Below are 21,690 nucleotides of genomic sequence, written 5' to 3'. Positions count from 1 at the left end.
TTTTTGATTTCTGCATCGTTTTATTTTTGGATTGATGGGCCAGCCTTTAAGGTATAAGCGGTAAAATCAAGCTTTATTTTACATTAGCAACGGGCTTTTATTGGTATCTTTGTTTTTCATACAAATAAAGGAGGGAACTTTTGGCAAAAATTGGAGTTATAGGTAGTGGAAGTTGGGCTACTGCAATGATCAAAATGTTGACAGATAACCAACAGACTAAACATATCAATTGGTGGGTTCGCAAGCAGGAAGATATTGATTATATAGAGCAATACCATCATAATCCATCTTACTTAAGTGCTGTTGAAGTTAAATTGGACCATATCAGTTTGTTCTCTGATCCAAAGGAAGTATTCCAAAATTCGGATATCATTATTCTGAATACTCCAGCAGCTTATCTTGAAGACGCCTTGCAGGATCTTCAACCTGATGATTTCAAGGATAAACTTCTGGTATCCGCCATCAAAGGAATTGTGCCATCCATAAAAATGATCGTCGGCGAGTTTTTGAACAAGAAATTCGAGGTGCCATTGGAGGATACGGTTGTTGTAGGTGGTCCTTGCCATGCGGAGGAGGTATCGCTTGAAAAACTTTCGTACCTGACCTTTGCTTCGAAAAACACTGCAAATGCTGCTGTTGTTGCTCAATTTTTTCAAAACCATTATATAAAAACAGTGGTGTCCAATGATATGTTGGGCGTAGAATATGGCGCTGTCCTTAAAAATATATATGCATTGGCTTGTGGTATCTGCCATGGTCTAGGTTATGGCGATAACTTTCAGGCGGTATTGATATCCAATGCTATCCGTGAAATGGAGTATTTCGTCAATGCTATCGATCCGCAGAAAAGGGAAATCAATCAATCGGCCTATTTAGGGGATCTATTGGTGACAGCCTATTCGCAATTCAGCCGCAATAGGACCTTCGGTACCATGATCGGCAAGGGCTACAGTGTGAAATCTGCACAGATGGAAATGAATATGGTGGCAGAGGGATATTTTGCTTCTGATTGTATCCAAGATATTATCTTGAACCATCAATTGGATATGCCAATCTGCAACACCGTTTACAATATTTTATACAAAAATCAATCAGCTACATTAGCTGTGAAAGCATTATCGGATAAACTGACGTAATGATTAATAAAGATCAAATCGCTGAAAAATATAAAGAGATTCAAGACGAGATCACCCAAGCGCTAGAGGCATTGGATGGAAAGGCTCGTTTTGAGGAAGAACTGTGGGAACGTGAAGGTGGAGGTGGAGGAAGGACCCGTATCATCCAACATGGAAATATATTGGAAAAAGGTGGGGTAAATTTCTCTGCTGTACATGGAAAGCTTCCTGAGCAGATCAAGAAAGCATTTGGCGTAGATGAAGATGAATTCTTTGCTACAGGTGTTTCCATTGTGATCCACCCCAATAATCCATGGGTGCCGATTATCCATATGAACATCCGGTATTTCGAATTGAATGAAAATATACGTTGGTTTGGTGGTGGTATTGACCTGACTCCGCATTATGTGGATGAAACCGATGCTACTTATTTCCATCAGGAACTGAAGAAAGTCTGTGATCAGTATTCATCGGAATTCTATCCTAAGTTCAAGGATTGGGCTGACCAGTATTTCTTTATCAAGCATAGGGATGAAACCAGAGGGATCGGTGGTATATTTTACGATAAATTGACTCCTGAAAAGGCAGGTATCTCTGATCAGGAAATCTTTGACTTTTCATGTGATCTTGGCCATCTTTTCCCGAAAGTATATAGTGAATTAGTAAACAGAAGCCGAAATAAACAATTTACAGAAGCTGAAAAGAACTGGCAGTTACTGAGGAGAGGCCGTTATGTGGAATTTAACTTGGTATATGATGCAGGTACTAAATTTGGCTTAGAGACCAATGGAAGGATTGAATCCATATTGATGAGCTTGCCAGAACAAGCGAATTGGTTCTATAATTTCCAAACCGAACAAGATTCTAAAGAAGAAAAAACTTTGTCCCTATTGAAAAAGGGGATTAACTGGGTTTAGTGTTTATTGAAATTCAGATTCAATGATAAAATTTGAAAGATTCATTCTTGAGAATGGATTGAAAGTGCTTGTCCATGAGGACCCTCATAGTCCTATGGCTTGCATGAACATTTTGTATAATGTAGGGGCACGGGATGAGCAGGAAGACAAAACTGGCTTCGCCCATCTGTTTGAGCACCTTATGTTCAGTGGTTCAGTAAATATTCCGAACTACGATCAACCTTTACAGAGAGTTGGCGGTGAAAATAATGCGTTTACCTCAAACGATATCACCAATTACTATATCACCTTACCCGCAAACAATATTGAAACTGCCTTTTGGTTGGAATCGGATCGTATGATGGGCTTGGCATTTAATGAGCAGGGCTTGGAGGTTCAGCGCAATGTAGTGATCGAAGAATTCAAGCAGCGTTATCTGAATCAACCTTATGGTGATGTTTGGCTGAAGCTGAGGGATTTGGCTTATAAGGTGCACCCTTATAAATGGGCTACCATAGGGAAGGAAGTCAAGCATATCGAGGATGCCAAAATGGAGGATGTAAAGGCTTTCTTTAAGAAGTTCTACACCCCTAATAATGCCATTGTAGCCATTACCGGTAACGTAAAGTTAGAGGACATCAAGGCATTGGCAAAAAAATGGTTCGCTGATATTCCGGTTGGGGAAGCCAATGATAGAAACCTTCCACAAGAGCCTAAGCAAACAGCGGCCCGCCTGGAAGAAGTAACCGCGGATGTTCCGGTGAGCAGTATTTACATCGCTTTCCATTCGGTAGATCGGCTAGATCCCAACTATCAGGTGGTTGATCTGATCACGGATGTGCTGGCAAGAGGAAGCTCCTCTAGACTCTACAGGAGATTGGTAAAGGACCGCAAATTATTCAGCGAGATCAATGCATATGTGCTGGGTAGCTTGGATAGCAACCTTATCGTTGTGGAGGGCAAGCCGGTTGAAAAAGTCTCCCTTCAGGATGCTGAGAAAGCAATCTGGGAGGAGCTGGATAAATTGAAATCGGAATTGGTTTCTGTGGAGGAACTGACCAAAGTAAAGAACAAGATTGAATCAACCATGGTCTTTGCTGAACTATCGATCTTAGATAAGGCGATGAACCTGGCATATTATGAATTGCTTGGGGATGCTGAACTATATAATCAAGAAGTAGAAAAATATTTGAACATAACTGCCGAAGATATCATGCGAGTATCTCAGGAGACCTTTCAACGAGATAACTCATCTACATTAATGTACAATGCAAGAAGTAAGGAGGCTGAACATGCTGAATAGAATACATGCACCATCGATTAATGGAATTGGCGATATCAACCTTGAGCGACCAGAGGAAATCAATTTTTCCAATGGGCTGAAGGTTTTTGTGTTCCATGCGCCGGAACAGGAGCTGGTAAAGGCCGAGTTCGTTTTCAATAATCTCTTTGAAGGTTTTGAAAATCCGGTTAGGAACACCGCTCTGAGCTCTATGTTGAAGGAAGGGACGAGTTCATTGAACAGTGCCCAAATTGCAGAGAAGATTGATTTTTACGGGGCTTATCTGGTTCCTGAATTCAGTTTTGACTATAATGCCCTGACGCTTTATTCATTGGGTAAGCATATTGATGCGGTCCTGCCCATAGTCAATGATATCCTGAATAACTCCATCATCCCAGAACAGGAATTGCAAACCTATGTGAGGAACAACAGTCAAAGTCTGCAGATTTCATTGGAGAAAACTGATTTTATCGCTCGTCGTCGCTTTTATGATAGCTTGTTCGGTTCCACCCGTTATGGACAATCGGTAACGGATGAATTGTTAAAGGGATTGGATAGGGAGGATATTGCAAGATTGTACAGACAGCAGATTCAACCTAAAAACGCGACATTGTTCCTTTCGGGAAATATTACTCCGGAGGTCTTGTTCAGTTTTCGGAATTACTTTGAAGATCAATGGCAAGGGGATGTTCAGATCAATCATTCGCCATTTATCCAAAAGGCAGAACATAATATGGAGTTGCTTAAGGTCGATAAACCTGGAGCATTGCAATCGTCCATCCGCCTAGGAAAGATTGGAATCAAGCGTTCGCATGCGGATTATCCGGCGTTGCAGTTTGTAAACACGTTGTTTGGTGGTTTCTTTGGTTCCAGATTGATGAGCAATATCCGTGAGGATAAAGGCTATACCTACAGTGTTGGTTCGTTGGTGGCCAACCTAAGCCATGCTGGTTTTATTTCCATCGTCACTGATGTTGGTTCTGCATACACAGAAGATACCTTGAAACAGATCGAGTTGGAGTCCAGGAGATTGCAGGATGAAAAGGTGAGCAAAGAAGAATTGGAATTGGTGCGGAACTATATGCTAGGGGCAATGCTAGGAAGCTTGGAATCTATATTTTCGCATGTCGATAAATTCAAGTCTGTCTATTTTTCAGGATTAGACCTTGATTATTACACCTATTACAGCAATATCGTGCGTAATATCAACGCCGACCAAGTTCAAGATATTGCCCAGAATTATTTGGGAGTTGATGATATGGTGAAGGTGGTTGTTGGTTAAGAAGTATTTAGTAGTTAGTATTTAGTAGTTAGACAAGAGTCTTAATGCTATTTGGTTTTTGTTGCATTTAGTATTTAGACGGTTGAAAGGGTCTAAATACTAAATACTTGATACTAAATACTATTTTAAGCCATTAAATCCCTGATTGCTACGGAGGCTAAAGTGCCACCAAATGCTGCTGGTAGGTAGGACATGGTTCCGTAGGCAGATTTTTTGAAATTGCTGCCATCGGTGTACAGTAAAGATTCTTTATCTGGGAGTTCGGTTGAGAAAACAACTTTGACTCCTTTTTTTATGCCGTGTTTTTTGAGTTTTTTGCGGATATGCTGTGCAAGCTTACAGTTGAAGGTACTGCCAATATCGGCTACTCGGATTTTAGTTGGGTCGACCTTGCCACCAGCACCCATGGAACTTACAAATGGTACCTGGGCATCCAATGCCAAGCGAATGAAAAACAATTTAGGCGTGATGCTGTCAATAGCTTCTACGCAGTAATCGGGTTTTAAGTCCAATAGACCGGGGATGCTCTGTGGCAGAATAAACTCTTGCACCACATTAAGTTCCAATTCAGGATTGATAGCCAATAGCCTTTCTTTCATGATCTCAGCCTTTGCTTGGCCATGATTGGTTGCCAAGGCTGGTAACTGCCTGTTTCTATTGCTGGGATCGACCGTATCTCCATCGATAATGGTCATCTTTCCAACACCAGACCGTGCAATAAATTCAGCGGCAAAGGAACCTACACCGCCAAGACCAAGTACCATGACATGGGAGTTAGCCAATTTCTCCAGAGCTTCTCTACCGACAAGTGCTTCGGTACGAGAAAGCCATGATATATCCATCATTCTTTATATACTATAATTAAAAACCTTCTTGAAATTCAGCAAGATCTGCTGCTCCAGTTCCTGCAAAGGCAGTTTTCTGGCGCGGCAAAAATAAGCATAAATTTCAGAGATTTTTGCATTCTTATCGTCACATTCTAAGAAAACACGATCGAGAGGGATATTGCGGATTACCTCCAGCATTCCGCCCTGTAAGATGTGTGGGCCCAATGATAGGTAATAGCCATTTTTCAGGAGGGTTTCTGCCAATGCCCAGTTTTTTGCATAGCCATGCATCATGACGGGAACATGATTGTGTTTTGCGGTCAAGGCACTGAATACTTCCGAATAGGCTCGGACACAATGGATAATAAGGGGCTTGTTGATTTCATTGGCTAATTCGATCTGTTTTTCGAAAGCCATGACCTGCTTCTCCCAAGGAGTAGAGGCCAATTTATCTAAACCACATTCACCAACGGCGATCACTCCTTCTTGAGCCTGATAGCGCAGCAAGGTTTCAAACTGCAGATTAAAATTCTCATCTATATACCATGGATGGATCCCTGCGCTGCAGGGTTTTCTGTAGATAGACTCTTTGGAAACAATGACATTGGGCAGCGTGAGGACTCCCGGATCAGGTTCTGCATGTTTATGGGTATGGATATCGATCAGCAACATATAGATTTTGATTCTAAACTAATGATATTTTTGGCAAAAACTACTCCATTATTTCTACCCGTTCAAATTCAAGGATGATAATTCCCGATGTTGTATCTATTTTAAAACGTTTGCGATTGTGGTCATTGTCGAAATTCTTTTCGATTTCAGGGACTGTTTCTGAAATCTCGAGGATTACTGGATAGCCTTCGTGGGCAATTTCAGAGCGTGAGTAGTGGGTGACCTGATCAAATTTCATTTTCCGCTCATGACCATGATGGCCGGCATCATCATCCAGCAGTAAGGTTACGAATAGTGTCTGCGACTTGGAGTCTTCTTCTGTTTTTATGATTTCTGCTCCTAATAGAGAATTAATGTCTATTACCATAATGCTACATTGTCTAGGTATCTACCTGTATAACAGAAATCGCGTTATTTCGTTTTTATAATGGGTTAATTATTACTAAAAACAAAATTATTGTGCCTAAGGTCCTCCATAATCAACTTCATGATATCCTTCTTTCTTTCAGCTATCAGTTTAGCCTTCAGATTTTTGATAAAAGGATGCTTCCCAGACGACTGGGACTCATTTTTTGAGGAGTTGTTTTTCTTGTTGAACATATTACCTCCTGATGATAAATTGTTTATAATGGTCAAACATTTTAGTAACTAAATGAGATTCAGCTAACTAAGTGTTGTATTAAAGTTAAGGTAATGTGTTGATAATAACAATAGATGGGAAGAATTTTAAGCAGGGATTTAATTTTGCTTAAGGATTGCATATCTTCGTTTCAAAATCTTGAAATTGCTAAAAATCGCCCATCATACTGCTTATATACAACCTTTGCCGGAAGGACATCGCTTTCCGATGATGAAATATGAGCTGATTCCCGAGCAATTGATTTATGAAGGTTTGGTGGGTAGAGATTCCTTCTTTGAACCTGAATTGGTTGATAAGGAAATCATCTACCTAGCCCATGACAAGCAATATACTGACGCTTTATTGAACCTGACCTTAGATCCGAAGATGGTCCGTCGGATTGGTTTTCCTATGACGGAATCGCTGGTTGCGCGAGAAAGGTATCTGATTGATGGAACCATTAAGGCTTCCCTGGAAGCCCTGAAAAATGCTGTGTCATTCAATACCGCCGGAGGTACCCATCATGCCGGAAGGGACTTCGGCGAAGGATTCTGCCTGCTCAATGACCAGGCAGTAGCTGCCGCCTATCTGTATCATGAAGGGCTGGCAAAGAAGATATTGATTATCGACCTGGATGTTCATCAAGGCAATGGAACTGCCCATATCTTTGAAGACCATCCCGATATCATTACCTTTTCAATCCACGGTGAGAAGAATTTTCCTTTCAAAAAAGAGAAATCTCATTATGACATCGCATTGCACGATGCTGTCGAAGATGAAGAATACCTTTCCATATTAGCAGATAGTATTCCCGAATTATTTAATAAAGTTGAACCTGATTTTGTGTATTTTCAGTCAGGTGTCGATGTATTGGCGACTGACAAGCTCGGAAAATTTAACCTGAGCATGGAAGGTTGCCGCCAGAGAGATGCGATTGTCTTTCAAAATTGCAAGAAGTTTAAAGTCCCAGTTGAAGTGAGTATGGGCGGCGGATATTCTGTTCACATCAAGGATATCGTCAATGCTCATGTCAACACCTATAGGACTGCCATAGATATTTACGATTTATAAAAAATTATGTTTTTTCACCAAGATGCTAGTTTCCTGAACCTGATAATCCATCATGTAGGAAATAAAAGCCAAGACGAGTATTTTACCTTATCTGAGGAAGAAGTTGATGTTAAATCTGATGAGATATTAGCAGACCTGTTGATGCAATATTTTATGAAACCATTTGCTAAGGCGAATGAGGTCTATCGATTCTACCATCCTAACGATACCTTGGATCTAAATGAGGTTTTTTACTTTTCAAGACAGTATTTCAAAGGAGAATTGGGATTCGTGGAGTATTCAAAATCCATTGCTAAGTTCCTGTATGAAGTAACCGAACATCCCAAGATCAAATCTGGAGAGCTGTATGTTGTAGCTCTGGATAATGTGCAATTGGAAGGAGAGGAGCATAAGGCTATAGGGATCTTTAAATCGGAAAATAAGGAGGCTTATCTGAAAGTTTATACCGAAGCTTCAGGCTTAGGGGTGAATTACGAAGAAAAAGCAATCAATATCAATAAACTTGATAAAGGGGTGGTCATCGTGAATGTTGAAGAGGAGGAAGGCTATAAAGTGCTCTGTGTGGACCAGACCAATGGTTCTGAAGCGGTGTACTGGAAGGATGATTTCTTAAAACTGAAGACCAGAAATGATAACTACCAACAGACCGGGAACCTGATGAAAGTCTACAAGAACTTTGTCAACGATAAGATAGATGAGGTTTTTGATATGGACAAAGCAGATAAAATTGACCTGATGAACCGTTCCATGAACTATTTCAAGACAAAGGAAACCTTTGTGGAGGATGAGTTCAACGAAGAGGTAATCGGTAACCCTGATGCTATTTCTCTATTCAAGGATTATAAGAGCAATTTTGAGGATGAGTTTGAAACTCCTTTCCAATCGAACTTCGATATTGCTGCTCCAGCAGTGAAGAAAATGGCAAGCAGCTATAAATCCGTCCTTAAACTGGATAAAAACTTCCATATCTACGTGCATGGCAAGCGTGAGCTCCTTGAAAAGGGTTATGATGAGGATAAGGGAATGAATTATTATAAACTGTATTTCGAAAACGAAGATTAGTCATGGCAAGACCTAAGTCAAATAAGCAGTATTACAAATGGATAGGCATCTGTATTTTGCTGATATTGGCCTTGCAGATCTTTCAATCAAACTCGAGTTGGGTAGAAACTGCTTATAGCCGTGGTTTCTACCCCATTTACGCTTATATCCCCAAATTTCTTTTTGGCTGGTTACCCTTTAGTATCGGAGACCTGATCTATGCTTTTATCTTTATCCTTCTTGCATGGACACTCATAAAAGCCATTGTTTTGCTCTTCAAAAAGCAATATGCTCAGTCAGGAAAACGATTTTTAAGGTTTATTGGCCAACTCTTGACTTTCTATATCTTCTTTTATGCTGCTTGGGCATTGAACTATTATAGGATACCCATCAGTAAGCAATTGGATATAAAAGTTGATACCATAAAGCTAGAAGACCATCTATCGGTACTGGAGGCCCATATTGCCAAGGCAAATGGGCTTCGGGAACAGATAAATATTACAGATCAGGATAGGGATAAGGCAGCTGGGCAGATTCAGGAATTGATGTTAACTGATCAAACATTTCCTATGCTCAGTAAGTCGCAGGTCGAGATTAAGACCCCATTGATTGGTCCTATGGCTTCGTATTTTGGAGTGTCGGGTTATTTCAATCCATTCAGCAATGAGGCTCATGTCAATGCTGAGATGCCAAAAACGAGCTATCCTTTCACGGTTGCCCATGAACTATCCCATCAGATGGGGATTGGATTTGAAGACGAATGTAATTTTATCGCTTTTGTTAAGCTGAAGGACCATGCAGATCCTTGGTATCAATATGCGGCCTATTATGAAAGTGTTACCTACCTGCTTAGGACCTTATATCTGGTCGATAAAGTAAAGTTCGAGACCTATAAGGAGCAGCTTTCCCCACTAGTAAAAGCTGATATCAAGGAAGACCAAGATTATTGGCTGCGCTATACCGGTTGGATATCGGATATATCAGGCTTGTTTTACAACCAATATTTGAAACATAACAATCAGATCGAAGGGATGGCAAGATATGGAATGGTCAGTAGGTTGATCATTGCCTGGGAAATAAAATAGGCTAGCTGAACCAGCTAGCCTATTATCGATTTTATCTTTTCCTATACAGAGAAACTTTCTCCGCATGCACAAGTTCTTGAAGCGTTTGGATTATGGAATTCAAATCCTTTACCTGTCAGACCATCAGAGTAATCCAATTCTGTTCCGGCTAAATAAAGGTAAGATTTGATATCTAAACAAATCTTTACTCCATTGTCCTCGAAGAACTGATCTCCTTTTTTCTCTTCATTGTCGAAGTTCAATTTGTAAGATAGTCCTGAGCAACCACCACTTTCCACAGCAACACGTACGAAATAAGTGTTATCGTAGTTCTCTTCCTTAATAATTGCGCTTATACGTTCTTTTGCTTTATCAGTAACGGTAACCATGCTTTCTCCTTTAAATAATTCTACAAAAATACATAAAACAAATATGAAATATGATTTCAATCATCTTTCTTCTGTCAAATTAATCCTTCCTTGTACATCTCCCAAATTGGTGAATCCTTCCTAATGCTTTCACAGGCGGCCTTAATGAGAGGAATCGCATAATCTATTTGTGCCTTGCTATTGTATTTGCTAAAGCTGAAGCGAAGGCTGCAATAGGCTTCGTCATCGGTATAGCCCATGGCCTTTAAAACATGAGAAGGATCTCGATCTCCAGAGACACATGCCGACCCAGAGGAAATAGCTATGGTTGGAAGTTTGGTCATTAATTCTGTTGCCTTTACATGTTTGATATGTATATTGCTGCTGTTGGGTAATCTGTTGCTTCCCAGTGTTTTGATTTCGCTCTCCTCAATCTCTTCTAGAAGCCTTTTTTCAAAGTAATTTCTTACCTCTTCCACTTTATCATGGTCGAAATCTACCTGTTTCGCTGCCTCTCCCAAGCCTACAATTTGATGGACAGCATAGGTTCCGCCACGAAAGCCTGATTCCTGTTTTCCTCCTACAATCAAGGCTGGGATCTGGGTAGGTTTCGTCTTCCTGCGGATATATAATGCGCCAATTCCCTTCGGTCCATGGATCTTGTGGGCACTCAAACAGATAATATCGATAGGTATCTTACTGAGGTCCAATGGCAGCTTTCCAATCCATTGGGTGGCATCACAGAAAAAAAGAACATCGTTTTCTAAACAGATCTTGGCAATCTCTTCAATAGGTTGAAGAACTCCGGTTTCATTATTGGCTGCCATAATGCTTATCAAAACTGTTTTGTCTGTGATCGCGTTCTTTAATTCTTCCAAATCGATAACTCCAAATTTGTTCACCTTGAGGTAGCTAACCTGCATACCTTCTTTCTCCACAGCGTGACAACTGCTCAATACAGCTTTATGCTCCGCACTGGAAGTGATGATATGGTTGCCTTTGGATTGATAGGCTTTGCTGATTCCCTTGATTACGGTGTTAATGGATTCTGTAGATCCCGAGCTGAAATAAATTTCCTTAGGGTTTACATTCAATAATTCTGCGACCTGTAAACGAGCCTTTTCTACAGCATGATTGGCTTGTCTCCCTAATTTATGCTGTATGCTGGAAGCATTTCCGTAGGAGTCCTTTAAATAGGGGAGCATGGCTTCAAAGACCTGATTGTCTATCTTCGTTGTGGCATTATTATCAAAATAGCAGTAGTCCATATGTTAAAGTTATTTAAAATATTAAGCCATCAGCTGAATAAAAGACTATTTTTTTATTTTTGGGCTAAATTATCACAGCAAGAAAATGAACTTTGCAAATTTAGAATCAAGCTTAGAGAAGTTGTTCGACGTAATCCTTCTTAAAATCCCGAGTATAGCCGTTGGTTTTTTCATCTTAATTGTAGGCCGTTACATCATAAAGTTCGTCCTGAAATTTATCGATAAGCGCTTTGTCAAAAAAGATGTTGATATTTCAATCCGCTCCTTTATCAAGAGCCTTTTAAAATTTGCGATGTATGCCTTGTTGATCCTGACGGTAGCTAATACCATGGGGATTGAAACCACCTCCTTTATCGCTGCATTATCAGCCTTCGGTCTAGCGGTTGGTATGGCCTTGCAGGGAAGCTTGTCAAACTTTGCAGGTGGGGTGCTGATCTTGGTGTTCAGACAATTTGATGTGGGCGATTATATATCCAGTGCCAATGGTTCTTCTGGCTCTGTGGAAAGGATTGATCTATTGTATACCACCATTATTGATGATGACGGAATCCGCGTATTTAGTCCTAACGGAACCTTAGCGAATTCGGTCATTAAGAATTATACAAAGATCACCGCGCGAAGAATGCAGTTCACTTTCGTTGTTTCCTATGATACGAACATCAAAGTGGCTCGTGAAGCAATCCTTTCGGTATTAAATACTGATGAACGTATTTTGGATGCACCGAAGAAAGAGGTCATCGTGGGTGACTTAAAGGAATCAGGAATCAGTTTGGTGGTAAGGGCTTGGGCGAACCGCGAAGTATTCTGGGCAACGAAAAACCAGATAAGCGAGGAAATCAAGAATGTTTTAGATGGAAAGAATGTAATATTCCCTTCCAATATAGTGAAGGTCATAGATGAAACTCCAGGCGACGAAGAAAAGGACAAGGCCGTTTCCTAATCCATTGAGTTAATCAAAACATAATATCGGTAAGCTACAACAGCCTGTTGTAGCTTACTTAGTTTAGAAGGGTCCTCCTTACTATACTTTGGAAGTACTTTCTGGTTGATTTTGTTCAAAATCCTAAAGAATCCCTTTTTCATATTTTTTTTAGTGAATCAATAAATTCAAACCTACAGCTAATAATGCTCCAATAATTGGACCAAGAACAGGCACCCAAGCATAACCAGCATCAAATCCAGCTTTATTTCTTATCGGAAGGATGGCATGTACGATCCTTGGACCTAAATCCCTGGCAGGGTTGATCGCATAACCCGTTGTTCCACCTAGAGAGAGTCCGATCACCCACACCAAAAAAGCAACAGGAATTGCCCCAATAGAACCCAAACCTACCACAGAATCATCCGAAAGCTTGGCATCCGTAAAATGGAGGATAGTGAAGATCAGAACAAAGGTTCCCACAACCTCAGAGATCAGGTTGATGGGCAGGTTCCTGATGGCAGGTTCTGTACAGAATACAGCTTGCTTTGCAGCAGGGTCTTCCGTAGCATCAAAATGACTCTTATAGACCAACCATACCACAGTTGCCCCGATCATAGCACCCAAAAACTGAGCAGCAATGTAAGATAGGGAAGTAGCAAGGTCCAATTTGCCCAATGCCAAGTTCGCAATGGTTACAGCGCAGTTCAAGTGGGCTCCTGAAAAGGGAGCGGCAATGCTGACCCCTACAAATACAGCCAATGCCCAGGCGGTTGTGATCACGATCCATCCCGAATCATTTCCTTTAGTTTTGTTCAATACGACATTGGCAACAACCCCGCCTCCCAGGAGAATCATTACGGCGGTGCCAACAAGTTCAGCTATAAATGGTGTCATTTTTAGGTTTTATAGTAATATGTTTTCAATTAGGTGTTAGTGGTATTATGCGTTATCCGACCAATAGATCACAGCGTTTACCGCACGTTTCCATTGTTCAAGATTCTTGTCCAGCTTTACGGACTTATTGTTTTCAATGCGTTTATCTTCTTGCCAAAGCTCTTGGAGTTCCGATAGATCCTTCCAGAATCCAACAGCAAGACCCGCTAGAAATGCGGCTCCCATAGCAGTAGTTTCTGTGATCTTAGGTTTTACAACCGTAGATTTTAATATATCAGCCTGGAACTGTAAAAGGAATTGGTTTTGAGTCGCACCGCCATCCACGCGCAATTCTTTGATCTTGGTCTTAGAATCCGCTTCCATGGCTTTCAGGATATCATGGGTTTGGTAAGCGATACTTTCGATGGCTGCCCTAGCAATATGGGCATCGGTTGTTCCTCTTGAGATTCCAAAGATTGTTCCTCTGGCGTTCGGGTTCCAATGTGGAGCACCCAATCCCGCAAAAGCAGGGACTAAATAAACCCCATCAGTGGTATCAACACTGGTTGCCAAGGCTTCTATATCGCTTGATTTTTTGATGATCTTTAACTCATCCCGTAGCCATTGTACAACAGCTCCGCCAATAAAAATACTTCCTTCCAAAGCGTAGACTACCTCTTTTCCGATTTTCCAGCCAATGGTAGTTACCAATTTATTTTCCGATTTGACAGGTTTGTTGCCAATATTCATCAACAAGAAACATCCGGTCCCATAGGTATTCTTGGCCATTCCCTTTTTCAGGCACATCTGCCCAAAAAGAGCCGCTTGTTGATCACCGGCGATACCAGCAATCGGAATAGGTCGGCTGCCCAATTCGGTGGATGTTTCACCATATACCTCAGAAGAGCTCTTTACTTCAGGCAACAGGGACTCCGGAATGTCAAACAATTCCAATAGTCCCTTATCCCATTCTAGATCATTGATATTATAAAGCATGGTTCGTGATGCGTTGGTCACATCCGTAACATGTTTTTCTCCATTCGTTAAGTTCCAGATCAACCACGAGTCAATGGTTCCAAAAGCAAGTTCCTTGCGTTCAGCCAGTTTTCTTGCACCTTTCACATTGTCCAGGATCCATTTGATCTTTGTTGCAGAAAAGTAAGAATCGATCAGGAGACCAGTTTTCTCCTGAACCATGTCCAAGTGACCGTCTTTGATCAGCTTGGCACAATAGTCAGCAGTTCTGCGGTCTTGCCATACGATTGCATTATAGATAGGTTCGCCAGTTCTACGGTTCCATACCACGGTGGTCTCCCTTTGGTTGGTAATACCGATACCTTTGATGGATTCCAACTTGGTCTTGGATTTCGCCAAGGCTTCCGTGAATACAGCCATCTGGCTAGACCAGATTTCCTGCGGATCATGCTCCACCCATCCCGATTTGGGATAGATCTGTTGAAATTCCTTTTGGGCTATGTTGACGATATCACCCTTTTTGTTAAATAAAATTGCTCTCGAGCTTGTCGTTCCTTGATCTAATGCAACAATATATTCTTTCATTCTCTACGGTTTATATAGTCTTGAATTATAGTGTGTAGCGTTTCGCTAGTTTAATGTATTGCTTAACTTCATCTTGTGCCCAACCTTCAGGTTTGCCCAGTTCCTTGGCCATGATCTCGGCCACTTTAGGAGCGGCTTTCATCGACGCCTCGGCATCTAACAGTAGGAGGCGACAACGTCTGGCAAGGAAATCTTCAACCTTACGGACCATCTCGTAACGGCAAGCCCAAACCACTTCAGCGGCGTTGTATTCATAGCCATCCACCAGCAGGTCGCGTAAGGATTCATCCTCTTGGATCAGTTGCTGTATCGCTTGATAATCTTTACCATAAAGGTTCCAATGCGCATGATAGACATCTGGGGTTGAACCATGGATTGCTAGGTTTTTGGTCCTACATGGTACATCTTTCAATTTCCCGATCTCAATGGCCATATTGACGGTGTCTTCTGCCATTTTACGGTAGGTTGTCCATTTACCTCCCGTAATCGTGATCAAGTCAGATTCCGAGTGGATAAGCTTATGGTCCCTTGAAATTTCCTTTGTGCTTTCATCATCGTCTTTTGGAGCGGCCAAAGGCCTTAATCCGGCATAAATAGCTAGGATATCTTCACGCTTTGGCGCAGGATTCAAATAGCTGTCTGCGGTTTCCAAAATAAAATTGATTTCATCTTCCATTGGTCTTGGTTCGATCATATGATCCTTGATAGGGATATCGGTTGTGCCGAGCAGGACTTTCCCATGCCAAGGCACACCAAAGAGGACACGTCCATCACTAGTCTCCGGAATCATCAATGCATCGATCCCATCGAGGAACTTCTGGTCAATCACGATATGCGAACCTTGACTTGGACGAACCAAGTTTTTATGCTTAGGGGAGTCCATCTTCAGGATATCGTCCACAAATACACCGGTAGCATTGATAACCGTCTTAGCTTGAATGCGATATGTTTCGTTTGTTTCAGTGTCCCTTACGGTAATTCCATTGACTTTTCCTTGCTCATTCTTGTGGATCTCCATTGCTTCCATATAGTTCAGAACGGTCGCGCCATGTTCAAATGCTGTCTGACCCAAGTTCACGGCAAGTCTGGCATCGTCGAATTGACCATCATAGTACAAAATCCCACCTTTCAAGCTTTTTGTCTTGATGTGAGGGAGTTTCTGAACCACCTCATCTTTGGAGAGGCCTTCCGAATTTCCGATGCGTAGGCTGCCTGCAAGCCAATCATAGAGCTTCAGGCCAATTAAGTATTTTAATTTGCTAAAAGTCGAATAGACAGGGATAACAAAAGATTGTACGGATGAAACGTGTGGTGCATTCTTAAATATCAGGCCTCTTTCTCTCAAGGCACCCATCACTAATTTGATATCACCATTTGCCAAGTAACGGACACCACCATGTACCAATTTGGTACTCTTACTGGAGGTTCCTTTTGCGAAGTCATATTTTTCGATCAATAGGACTTTAAAACCTCTACTGGCAGCATCTACTGCTGTCCCTAAGCCGGTAGCACCGCCTCCGATGACTACCAAGTCCCAAATGGTTGATTCTTTTAGTTTATTGAGTTGATCTGATCTGTTGATTCCAGCGAGCATGTAATTGTGTTTTATGCTAAATGTAAGAATTTTTAAGAAGAAATTAAATCCATGCTGAGGACTTTACATAAAATTAACGCCTTTAATAATCCATAAAAAAAGGCATATCTCCTTCTTTTTTAAAAGAATTTTATTCTTATTTTTGATGTTGAGCCAATATAAATAAATCTTGAATTTTATAAAAACAATGATTTAATTATCTTAAATTACCTTTAATAATGTTTTAAAGTAAGAGCCGCATCTACCGCTACGACACTTAGTAATAATTCATTTACGCAAACGTTTGACTAAATCTTACAGACCAAAAATAAAAGTATATGACTTAAATTAATAAAGTTATGACTGAATGTGATAACCGAAAACTGAAAAGTTTTCCTACACTTGTGAAACTAAATCTATTTATACAATTTTTATGATACAATAATCTTCTTTTTTGCTGAATCAATTTCCGAGGGTGGGAGCTGTTCGTAGCAAGGAAAGAGTTTGTTATATCCAGTTGAATCATAAATTTTATGAAAGAAAACAATAATACTTCTAGGCGCGATTTTATCAAGAAATCGTTGATTGGGGCAGCAGCATTTACTATTGTGCCTCGTTTTGTACTTGGAAAAGGCTATCTAGCACCCAGCGATCACTTGACAAAAGGGGTAATCGGTGTCGGCTCCATGGGCCGTGGACACTTTGAATACGCCGGTACCAAGACAGTCGCTATCTGTGATGTGGATACCCGCCACTTAGCATTAGCACAAAAAGCACTGGGTGGAGGTGTCAAAGAACACCATGACTTCCGTGATTTGATCTCAAATCCTGAAGTAGATATTGTCCACATCGCTACGCCACCACACTGGCACGGATTGATGGCGGTCGAGGCTGCCCGCTCCGGAAAAGATATCTGGTGTGAAAAACCAATGACCAGAACCATAGGTGAAGGTAAAAGAGTGAAAGAAGCTGTCAAACAGCATGGTAATATTTTCCGTTTAAATACATGGTTCCGTTTCGATGCCAATTTCTATGGCATGAATGTACCGGTTAAGAAAATCAAGAAATTGGTTGATACAGGTATGCTGGGATGGCCATTGAAAGTGACCATCAGCAAGCATACAGGATTTGACTGGAAATTCTACTGGGTAGGAAAAACCAACCTACCGGTGGAGCAGGTTCCAAAAGAATTAGACTATGATATGTGGTTAGGTCCAGCACCATACAAACCATACAACACCCACCGTACCCATTTGACCTTTAGAGGTTATTGGGATTATGATGGGGGTGGCCTTGGTGATATGGGTCAACATTACATGGACCCAGTTCAATATTTCTTAGGAAAGGACAATGAATCACCAGTTAAGATTGAAGTTGATGCACCACAACAACATTCAGATGCGGTAGGAACTTGGAGAAAGATTACCTATACCTACGCAGATGGTTGTCAAATTATCTTGGACGGTGAAGGCACGGAAGAAGGAAAAGCGTACATAGAAGGGCCTAATGGAAAACTATATAGAGGATTTGTTTCGGATATTCCAGACTTGGAACGCAAGCTGGCCCAATATCCAGATCCAGCCCCTCAAGTTACCGACTTCGTAGAGGCAGTTCGTACGCGTCAGAAATTTGCACTGAATGAAGAGAATGGTTATTACTCCTGTACCTTGATCAACTTAGGGCTTGCAGCGCTTAGATTGAACAGGACTTTACATTATGATTCCGCGAAACAGGAATTTGTCAATGATGAAGCAGCTAACAGATTAATTCACCAGCCGATGAGAGGCCCTTGGTCTTTCTAAACCTACGAAACATGAAAAAAGTATTTAACACCATAGCCGCATTATTATTTTTACAAGTTGCCGCTTATGCACAGCAACCAACTGGACGCACCACTGCCACCAAGATTGCCGATGTATTAGCCCAACAGCCTGCAGAAGAACAAGCAAAGTTCCTGATGGCAATGAAAGAACTGGAAGGATTTACTTCCGAGGATGTTTCAGCGCTATTGCTAGGATTGAAACCTCAAGGAGGAAATAATGCGCCAATAGAATATGCAACTAATTCATATGCGTTTTTTGTGATGCAACCCAACATGGAAGGCCAACGTGCAACCTATGTAAAGGGCTTATTAGAGGCATTGGATAAACTAACCGACAAAAACAACAAGGGATACGTATTTGAACTGCTTAAATTCTTTGCTAAAAACGATGCTATTGAAAAGGTAGCTCCGTACTTGGCAGATGAAGACTTAGCGGAAAAAGCCGCTCGCGTTTTGAATGCTATCCATACTCCTGAAGCTGCTAACGCATTAAATGCTGCTTTAAACAGCTCAGCGACTGAAAAAACAGCTACTGCTATTGTAACGGCTCTTGGTGAGCTGGAATCTACCGAAGCGGAAGCGAAAATCATCGAACTGATCGGAAAATATACCTCAGATAATTTTCAAGTTGCAGGTTTAACGGCATTGAGTAAAATTGCTGGTCCTAATTCCGCAGAGCTTTTCTTAAAAAAAGCAGAAGAAAAAAGCTATCAGTACGATAAGACCAATGCGGCAAGTCTAGCGGTAGACTATGCAGAAGGGTTAGCTAAAAAAGACAAGGATGCGGAAGCAACCAGATTTGCTACAACCTTATACAAAAATGCTACGGCATTCAAAGCGCCAACAATCCAAGCCGGAGCTATTTCGGTATTGACTGCAATCAACCCAGCCAAGCAGAAGAAACAATTGATCAAATTGGCCTCTAATGAAGATAAATTACTTCGCAATGTAGCTTTAGGCCTATTGGCTGATGAAGCGAAAGCGAGCGACTTGGTGAAACTAGCTGGTTCATTGAGAAAGTTTGATGGCGATGCCCAAGAGAGCTTATTGAACTTCTTGGCCACCGAAGATGCAACGGGTTCAGTTAAGGCTATTGAAAAAAGCTTTCCTGCATTGAAGGATGAAGAAGCAAAAATCGCAGCTTTAAATGCGCTTTCTGTATTGACCAAAGGAGCAAATTCAGACTTCTTGATCAAACAGATACCAAATGCCTCTGAAAAGGAATTGGCCGTTATCAAAACATTACTTTTATCCTCAAAAGATAAAGGAACAATGGATGTTGTGAATGGAGCTTTAGCCAATGCTGATGCAAAAACCCAAGTGGCTTTATTGGATGTCCTATCACATAGAACGAATCCTTCATCATCTGCTGCGGTATTGCCCTTAACAGCTTCAACAGATGCTGCAGTGAAATTGGCCGCTTTTAAAGCTTTGTCCAATACCGTAAATCCCGATAACCTAGAGGCAGTCATCCAATTAATGGACAATGCTTCTGGAGAAGAATTAAAATACGCACAGCAAGCAGCCATCGATGCAATCAATGCCAGCCCAGATAAGGATGCTAAAATCCAACGTCTGGCAGCTAATATATCGCGTTCAGCGGCTCCTTCCGCAGCTAAATATTTCCCAATATTCGCAGGTGTAGGTGGTGCAGATGCCTTAAAAGCAGTTGAAAACTATGTAGGGAGCAATGGACCGTTAAAAGCTGAATCTATCCAAGCCTTGGCAAACTGGTCAAAGTCGGAATCTCTTCCTGTTTTGATCCGTCTTTCCAAAACGGAAAAGGATCCAGCGCTATTCAATACCATTTTCAATGGCTTGATCAAGCAATTGAATGCAAGTACCGTCAATCCAGAACAGAAAACCTTATTGTTAAAAGATGCTTTTGAACTGGCGCAAGACGTAAAGCAAAAGAGAGCTGCGTTGTCAAACCTTCAGTCTACTGGTACTTACCAAGCCTTGATGTTTGCTGCACAGTACATGTCTGACAAAGATTTAGGGGGATCAGCAACCAACGTAGCCATGAATATCGCTATGGACCATAAGGACTATATTGGAGCTGATGTTCGCAAGATCTTAAATGATGCTGCAACTAGAATTTCAGGAAGCGAAAGTTCTTATCTGAAAGAAGCTATCGTCCGTCATCTAGCAGAAATGCCAAGTGGTGAAGGCTTTGTTTCCATGTTCAATGGTAAAGATTTGACTGGATGGCAAGGATTGGTGGAAAATCCAATCAAACGTGCCAACATGTCGAAAGCTGAATTAGCGAAGAAACAAGCGGAAGCTGACAAAAAGATGCGTGAAAGCTGGACTGCGCAAGATGGTGATCTTGTATTCAGCGGACATGGTGACAATATCGCTACAATCAAGAAATATGGCGATTTTGAAATGTTGGTGGATTGGAAATTAGATCCTAATGGTAAAGAACCAGATGCTGGTATTTACCTGAGAGGAACTCCACAGGTTCAGATTTGGGATATCTCTCGTACCGAGGTAGGTGCTCAAGTAGGTTCTGGTGGTCTTTATAACAATGCTAAAAATGCCAAAGACCCTATAAAAGTTGCAGATAATGCTTTAGGCGAATGGAATACCTTCAAGATCAAAATGGTAGGTGAAGATGTATCCGTTTGGTTAAATGGCGAATTGGTTGTTGATAATGTTCCATTGGAAAACTATTGGGACCGTAATCAATCTATCTTCCCAACGGAACAGATCGAACTGCAAGCTCATGGATCCAGAGTATGGTACCGTGATATCTTTATCAAGGAAATTCCTCGTAAGGAAGTCTCTACTTTGAGCAACCAAGAGAAACAAGAAGGTTTTGAATTGCTGTTTGATGGTACTAACCTTGATAAATGGACGAGTACTTCAGCTTATGAGATCACTCCGGAAGGCTATATCCGTTCAAATCCAGATGCAAAATTTGGAAAGAACCTTTATACCAAAGATCAATACGGCGATTTCGTATATAGATTTGAGTTTAAATTGACGCCAGGAGCAAACAACGGTGTAGGAATCCGTACACCATTAGAAGGCGATGCTGCCTATCAAGGTATGGAAATCCAAATCTTAGATGATGGGGCTGACGTGTACAAAGATCTTAAACCTTATCAATACCATGGTTCGGTCTATGGAATTATTGCTGCTAAACGTGGTGCCTTAAACCCAGTTGGTGAATGGAATACGGAAGAGATCCGTATCCAAGGCGATAAGATCAAGATTACCGTTAATGGAAAAGTTATTGTAGATGGAGATCTGAAACAGGCGACCAAAAATGGTCCAGCTGATGGTAAGAGTCACCCAGGTCTAAGCAATAGCACTGGCCATATCGGTTTCTTAGGTCATGGTACCGAAGTTTTCCTTCGTAATATCAGAGTGAAAAAATTGTAAATAGATTTTTAATAGAATGAAAGAGGGACTGTCCATTTAGGATAG

18 protein-coding genes are annotated in these 21,690 nt (G+C 41.2%); 10 read left to right on the top strand and 8 right to left on the bottom strand.

Annotated elements, in window-relative coordinates:
* Positions 1 to 140: 140 nt before the first annotated feature.
* Genes NMK93_RS12720 through NMK93_RS12705 form a run of 4 tightly spaced genes read left to right on the top strand, consistent with a single transcriptional unit; the run spans position 141 to position 4,575 of the window.
* On the top strand, positions 141 to 1,136 hold the full coding sequence (locus NMK93_RS12720; protein WP_262890807.1) for an NAD(P)H-dependent glycerol-3-phosphate dehydrogenase: 996 nt from the start codon (positions 141 to 143) through the stop codon (positions 1,134 to 1,136).
* A complete protein-coding gene (hemF, locus tag NMK93_RS12715) occupies positions 1,136 to 2,032 on the top strand; it encodes an oxygen-dependent coproporphyrinogen oxidase (RefSeq protein ID WP_185212626.1) in 897 nt (298 codons plus the stop codon). The genes NMK93_RS12720 and hemF overlap by 1 nt, the downstream gene beginning before the upstream one ends.
* Before the next feature lie 22 nt (positions 2,033 to 2,054).
* Positions 2,055 to 3,314 carry a pitrilysin family protein gene (locus NMK93_RS12710; RefSeq protein ID WP_254527691.1) on the top strand — a complete coding sequence of 420 codons (1,260 nt, stop codon included), beginning with the start codon at positions 2,055 to 2,057 and terminating at the stop codon, positions 3,312 to 3,314.
* Positions 3,304 to 4,575, top strand: coding sequence for a pitrilysin family protein (locus tag NMK93_RS12705; protein ID WP_254527690.1), 1,272 nt, complete (start codon positions 3,304 to 3,306; stop codon positions 4,573 to 4,575). The genes NMK93_RS12710 and NMK93_RS12705 overlap by 11 nt, the downstream gene beginning before the upstream one ends.
* 125 nt (positions 4,576 to 4,700) lie before the next feature.
* Here the strand turns inward: NMK93_RS12705 and NMK93_RS12700 are convergent, their stop codons facing one another.
* The 3 genes from NMK93_RS12700 to NMK93_RS12690 are packed head-to-tail and all read right to left on the bottom strand — an operon-like array spanning position 4,701 to position 6,441.
* Positions 4,701 to 5,420 carry a ThiF family adenylyltransferase gene (locus NMK93_RS12700; protein WP_185212623.1) on the bottom strand — a complete coding sequence of 240 codons (720 nt, stop codon included), beginning with the start codon at positions 5,418 to 5,420 and terminating at the stop codon, positions 4,701 to 4,703.
* Positions 5,421 to 5,423: 3 nt separating this feature from the next.
* Entirely contained in the window at positions 5,424 to 6,074 is a 651-nt protein-coding gene (locus NMK93_RS12695) for a TatD family hydrolase (RefSeq protein WP_254527689.1), read from the bottom strand.
* 40 nt (positions 6,075 to 6,114) lie between these two features.
* Positions 6,115 to 6,441 carry a hypothetical protein gene (locus NMK93_RS12690; protein ID WP_185212621.1) on the bottom strand — a complete coding sequence of 109 codons (327 nt, stop codon included), beginning with the start codon at positions 6,439 to 6,441 and terminating at the stop codon, positions 6,115 to 6,117.
* A gap of 411 nt (positions 6,442 to 6,852) precedes the next feature.
* Between NMK93_RS12690 and NMK93_RS12685 the strand changes: the two genes are divergently transcribed.
* Genes NMK93_RS12685 through NMK93_RS12675 form a run of 3 tightly spaced genes read left to right on the top strand, consistent with a single transcriptional unit; the run spans position 6,853 to position 9,890 of the window.
* Complete coding sequence (locus tag NMK93_RS12685) at positions 6,853 to 7,764, top strand: histone deacetylase (RefSeq protein ID WP_308214529.1); 912 nt, start codon at positions 6,853 to 6,855, stop codon at positions 7,762 to 7,764.
* A 6-nt stretch (positions 7,765 to 7,770) separates the two neighbouring features.
* Positions 7,771 to 8,826 carry a nucleoid-associated protein gene (locus NMK93_RS12680; RefSeq protein WP_254527688.1) on the top strand — a complete coding sequence of 352 codons (1,056 nt, stop codon included), beginning with the start codon at positions 7,771 to 7,773 and terminating at the stop codon, positions 8,824 to 8,826.
* 2 nt (positions 8,827 to 8,828) lie between these two features.
* The gene (locus NMK93_RS12675) at positions 8,829 to 9,890 is read left to right on the top strand and encodes a DUF3810 domain-containing protein (RefSeq protein ID WP_254527687.1); all 1,062 of its coding nucleotides are present in this window, start codon (positions 8,829 to 8,831) and stop codon (positions 9,888 to 9,890) included.
* A 41-nt stretch (positions 9,891 to 9,931) separates the two neighbouring features.
* Here NMK93_RS12675 and NMK93_RS12670 read toward each other — a convergent pair whose 3' ends face one another.
* Positions 9,932 to 10,258: an iron-sulfur cluster assembly accessory protein gene (locus NMK93_RS12670; protein ID WP_185212618.1), complete on the bottom strand. Its 327-nt coding sequence runs from the start codon at positions 10,256 to 10,258 to the stop codon at positions 9,932 to 9,934.
* A gap of 74 nt (positions 10,259 to 10,332) precedes the next feature.
* Positions 10,333 to 11,505, bottom strand: a complete 1,173-nt coding sequence (locus tag NMK93_RS12665) for a cysteine desulfurase family protein (RefSeq protein ID WP_254527686.1) — start codon at positions 11,503 to 11,505, stop codon at positions 10,333 to 10,335.
* Positions 11,506 to 11,590: 85 nt separating this feature from the next.
* On the opposite strand from NMK93_RS12665, the gene NMK93_RS12660 reads away from it, so the two are divergent.
* Positions 11,591 to 12,445 carry a mechanosensitive ion channel family protein gene (locus tag NMK93_RS12660; RefSeq protein WP_254527685.1) on the top strand — a complete coding sequence of 285 codons (855 nt, stop codon included), beginning with the start codon at positions 11,591 to 11,593 and terminating at the stop codon, positions 12,443 to 12,445.
* A gap of 150 nt (positions 12,446 to 12,595) precedes the next feature.
* Here NMK93_RS12660 and NMK93_RS12655 read toward each other — a convergent pair whose 3' ends face one another.
* Genes NMK93_RS12655 through NMK93_RS12645 form a run of 3 tightly spaced genes read right to left on the bottom strand, consistent with a single transcriptional unit; the run spans position 12,596 to position 16,454 of the window.
* On the bottom strand, positions 12,596 to 13,321 hold the full coding sequence (locus NMK93_RS12655; protein ID WP_254527684.1) for an MIP/aquaporin family protein: 726 nt from the start codon (positions 13,319 to 13,321) through the stop codon (positions 12,596 to 12,598).
* Between the two features lie 45 nt (positions 13,322 to 13,366).
* Complete coding sequence (gene glpK / locus NMK93_RS12650; protein ID WP_254527683.1) at positions 13,367 to 14,860, bottom strand: glycerol kinase GlpK; 1,494 nt, start codon at positions 14,858 to 14,860, stop codon at positions 13,367 to 13,369.
* A gap of 25 nt (positions 14,861 to 14,885) precedes the next feature.
* A complete protein-coding gene (locus NMK93_RS12645) occupies positions 14,886 to 16,454 on the bottom strand; it encodes a glycerol-3-phosphate dehydrogenase/oxidase (RefSeq protein ID WP_254527682.1) in 1,569 nt (522 codons plus the stop codon).
* Between the two features lie 512 nt (positions 16,455 to 16,966).
* On the opposite strand from NMK93_RS12645, the gene NMK93_RS12640 reads away from it, so the two are divergent.
* Complete coding sequence (locus NMK93_RS12640; RefSeq protein ID WP_254527681.1) at positions 16,967 to 18,235, top strand: Gfo/Idh/MocA family oxidoreductase; 1,269 nt, start codon at positions 16,967 to 16,969, stop codon at positions 18,233 to 18,235.
* Positions 18,236 to 18,246: 11 nt separating this feature from the next.
* On the top strand, positions 18,247 to 21,645 hold the full coding sequence (locus NMK93_RS12635) for a DUF1080 domain-containing protein (RefSeq protein WP_254527680.1): 3,399 nt from the start codon (positions 18,247 to 18,249) through the stop codon (positions 21,643 to 21,645).
* Positions 21,646 to 21,690 lie beyond the last annotated feature (45 nt).

The sequence above is a fragment of the Sphingobacterium sp. LZ7M1 genome, from assembly GCF_024296865.1.
In the GTDB taxonomy this organism is placed as follows: Bacteria; Bacteroidota; Bacteroidia; order Sphingobacteriales; family Sphingobacteriaceae; genus Sphingobacterium.
Note: the sequence above shows the minus strand (reverse complement) of the source record. Positions and strands in the feature narration are given on the sequence as shown.

Bases quoted from the DNA above. Each gene is read 5' to 3' on its own strand.
- hemF (WP_185212626.1), top strand. From the start codon at position 1,136: ATGATTAATAAAGATCAAATCGCTGAAAAATATAAAGAGATTCAAGAC.
- NMK93_RS12710 (WP_254527691.1), top strand. From the start codon at position 2,055: ATGATAAAATTTGAAAGATTCATTCTTGAGAATGGATTGAAAGTGCTT.
- NMK93_RS12705 (WP_254527690.1), top strand. From the start codon at position 3,304: ATGCTGAATAGAATACATGCACCATCGATTAATGGAATTGGCGATATC.
- NMK93_RS12700 (WP_185212623.1), bottom strand. From the start codon at position 5,420: ATGATGGATATATCATGGCTTTCTCGTACCGAAGCACTTGTCGGTAGA.
- NMK93_RS12695 (WP_254527689.1), bottom strand. From the start codon at position 6,074: ATGTTGCTGATCGATATCCATACCCATAAACATGCAGAACCTGATCCG.
- NMK93_RS12690 (WP_185212621.1), bottom strand. From the start codon at position 6,441: ATGGTAATAGACATTAATTCTCTATTAGGAGCAGAAATCATAAAAACA.
- NMK93_RS12680 (WP_254527688.1), top strand. From the start codon at position 7,771: ATGTTTTTTCACCAAGATGCTAGTTTCCTGAACCTGATAATCCATCAT.
- NMK93_RS12675 (WP_254527687.1), top strand. From the start codon at position 8,829: ATGGCAAGACCTAAGTCAAATAAGCAGTATTACAAATGGATAGGCATC.
- NMK93_RS12670 (WP_185212618.1), bottom strand. From the start codon at position 10,258: ATGGTTACCGTTACTGATAAAGCAAAAGAACGTATAAGCGCAATTATT.
- NMK93_RS12665 (WP_254527686.1), bottom strand. From the start codon at position 11,505: ATGGACTACTGCTATTTTGATAATAATGCCACAACGAAGATAGACAAT.
- NMK93_RS12660 (WP_254527685.1), top strand. From the start codon at position 11,591: ATGAACTTTGCAAATTTAGAATCAAGCTTAGAGAAGTTGTTCGACGTA.
- NMK93_RS12655 (WP_254527684.1), bottom strand. From the start codon at position 13,321: ATGACACCATTTATAGCTGAACTTGTTGGCACCGCCGTAATGATTCTC.
- glpK (WP_254527683.1), bottom strand. From the start codon at position 14,860: ATGAAAGAATATATTGTTGCATTAGATCAAGGAACGACAAGCTCGAGA.
- NMK93_RS12645 (WP_254527682.1), bottom strand. From the start codon at position 16,454: ATGCTCGCTGGAATCAACAGATCAGATCAACTCAATAAACTAAAAGAA.
- NMK93_RS12640 (WP_254527681.1), top strand. From the start codon at position 16,967: ATGAAAGAAAACAATAATACTTCTAGGCGCGATTTTATCAAGAAATCG.
- NMK93_RS12635 (WP_254527680.1), top strand. From the start codon at position 18,247: ATGAAAAAAGTATTTAACACCATAGCCGCATTATTATTTTTACAAGTT.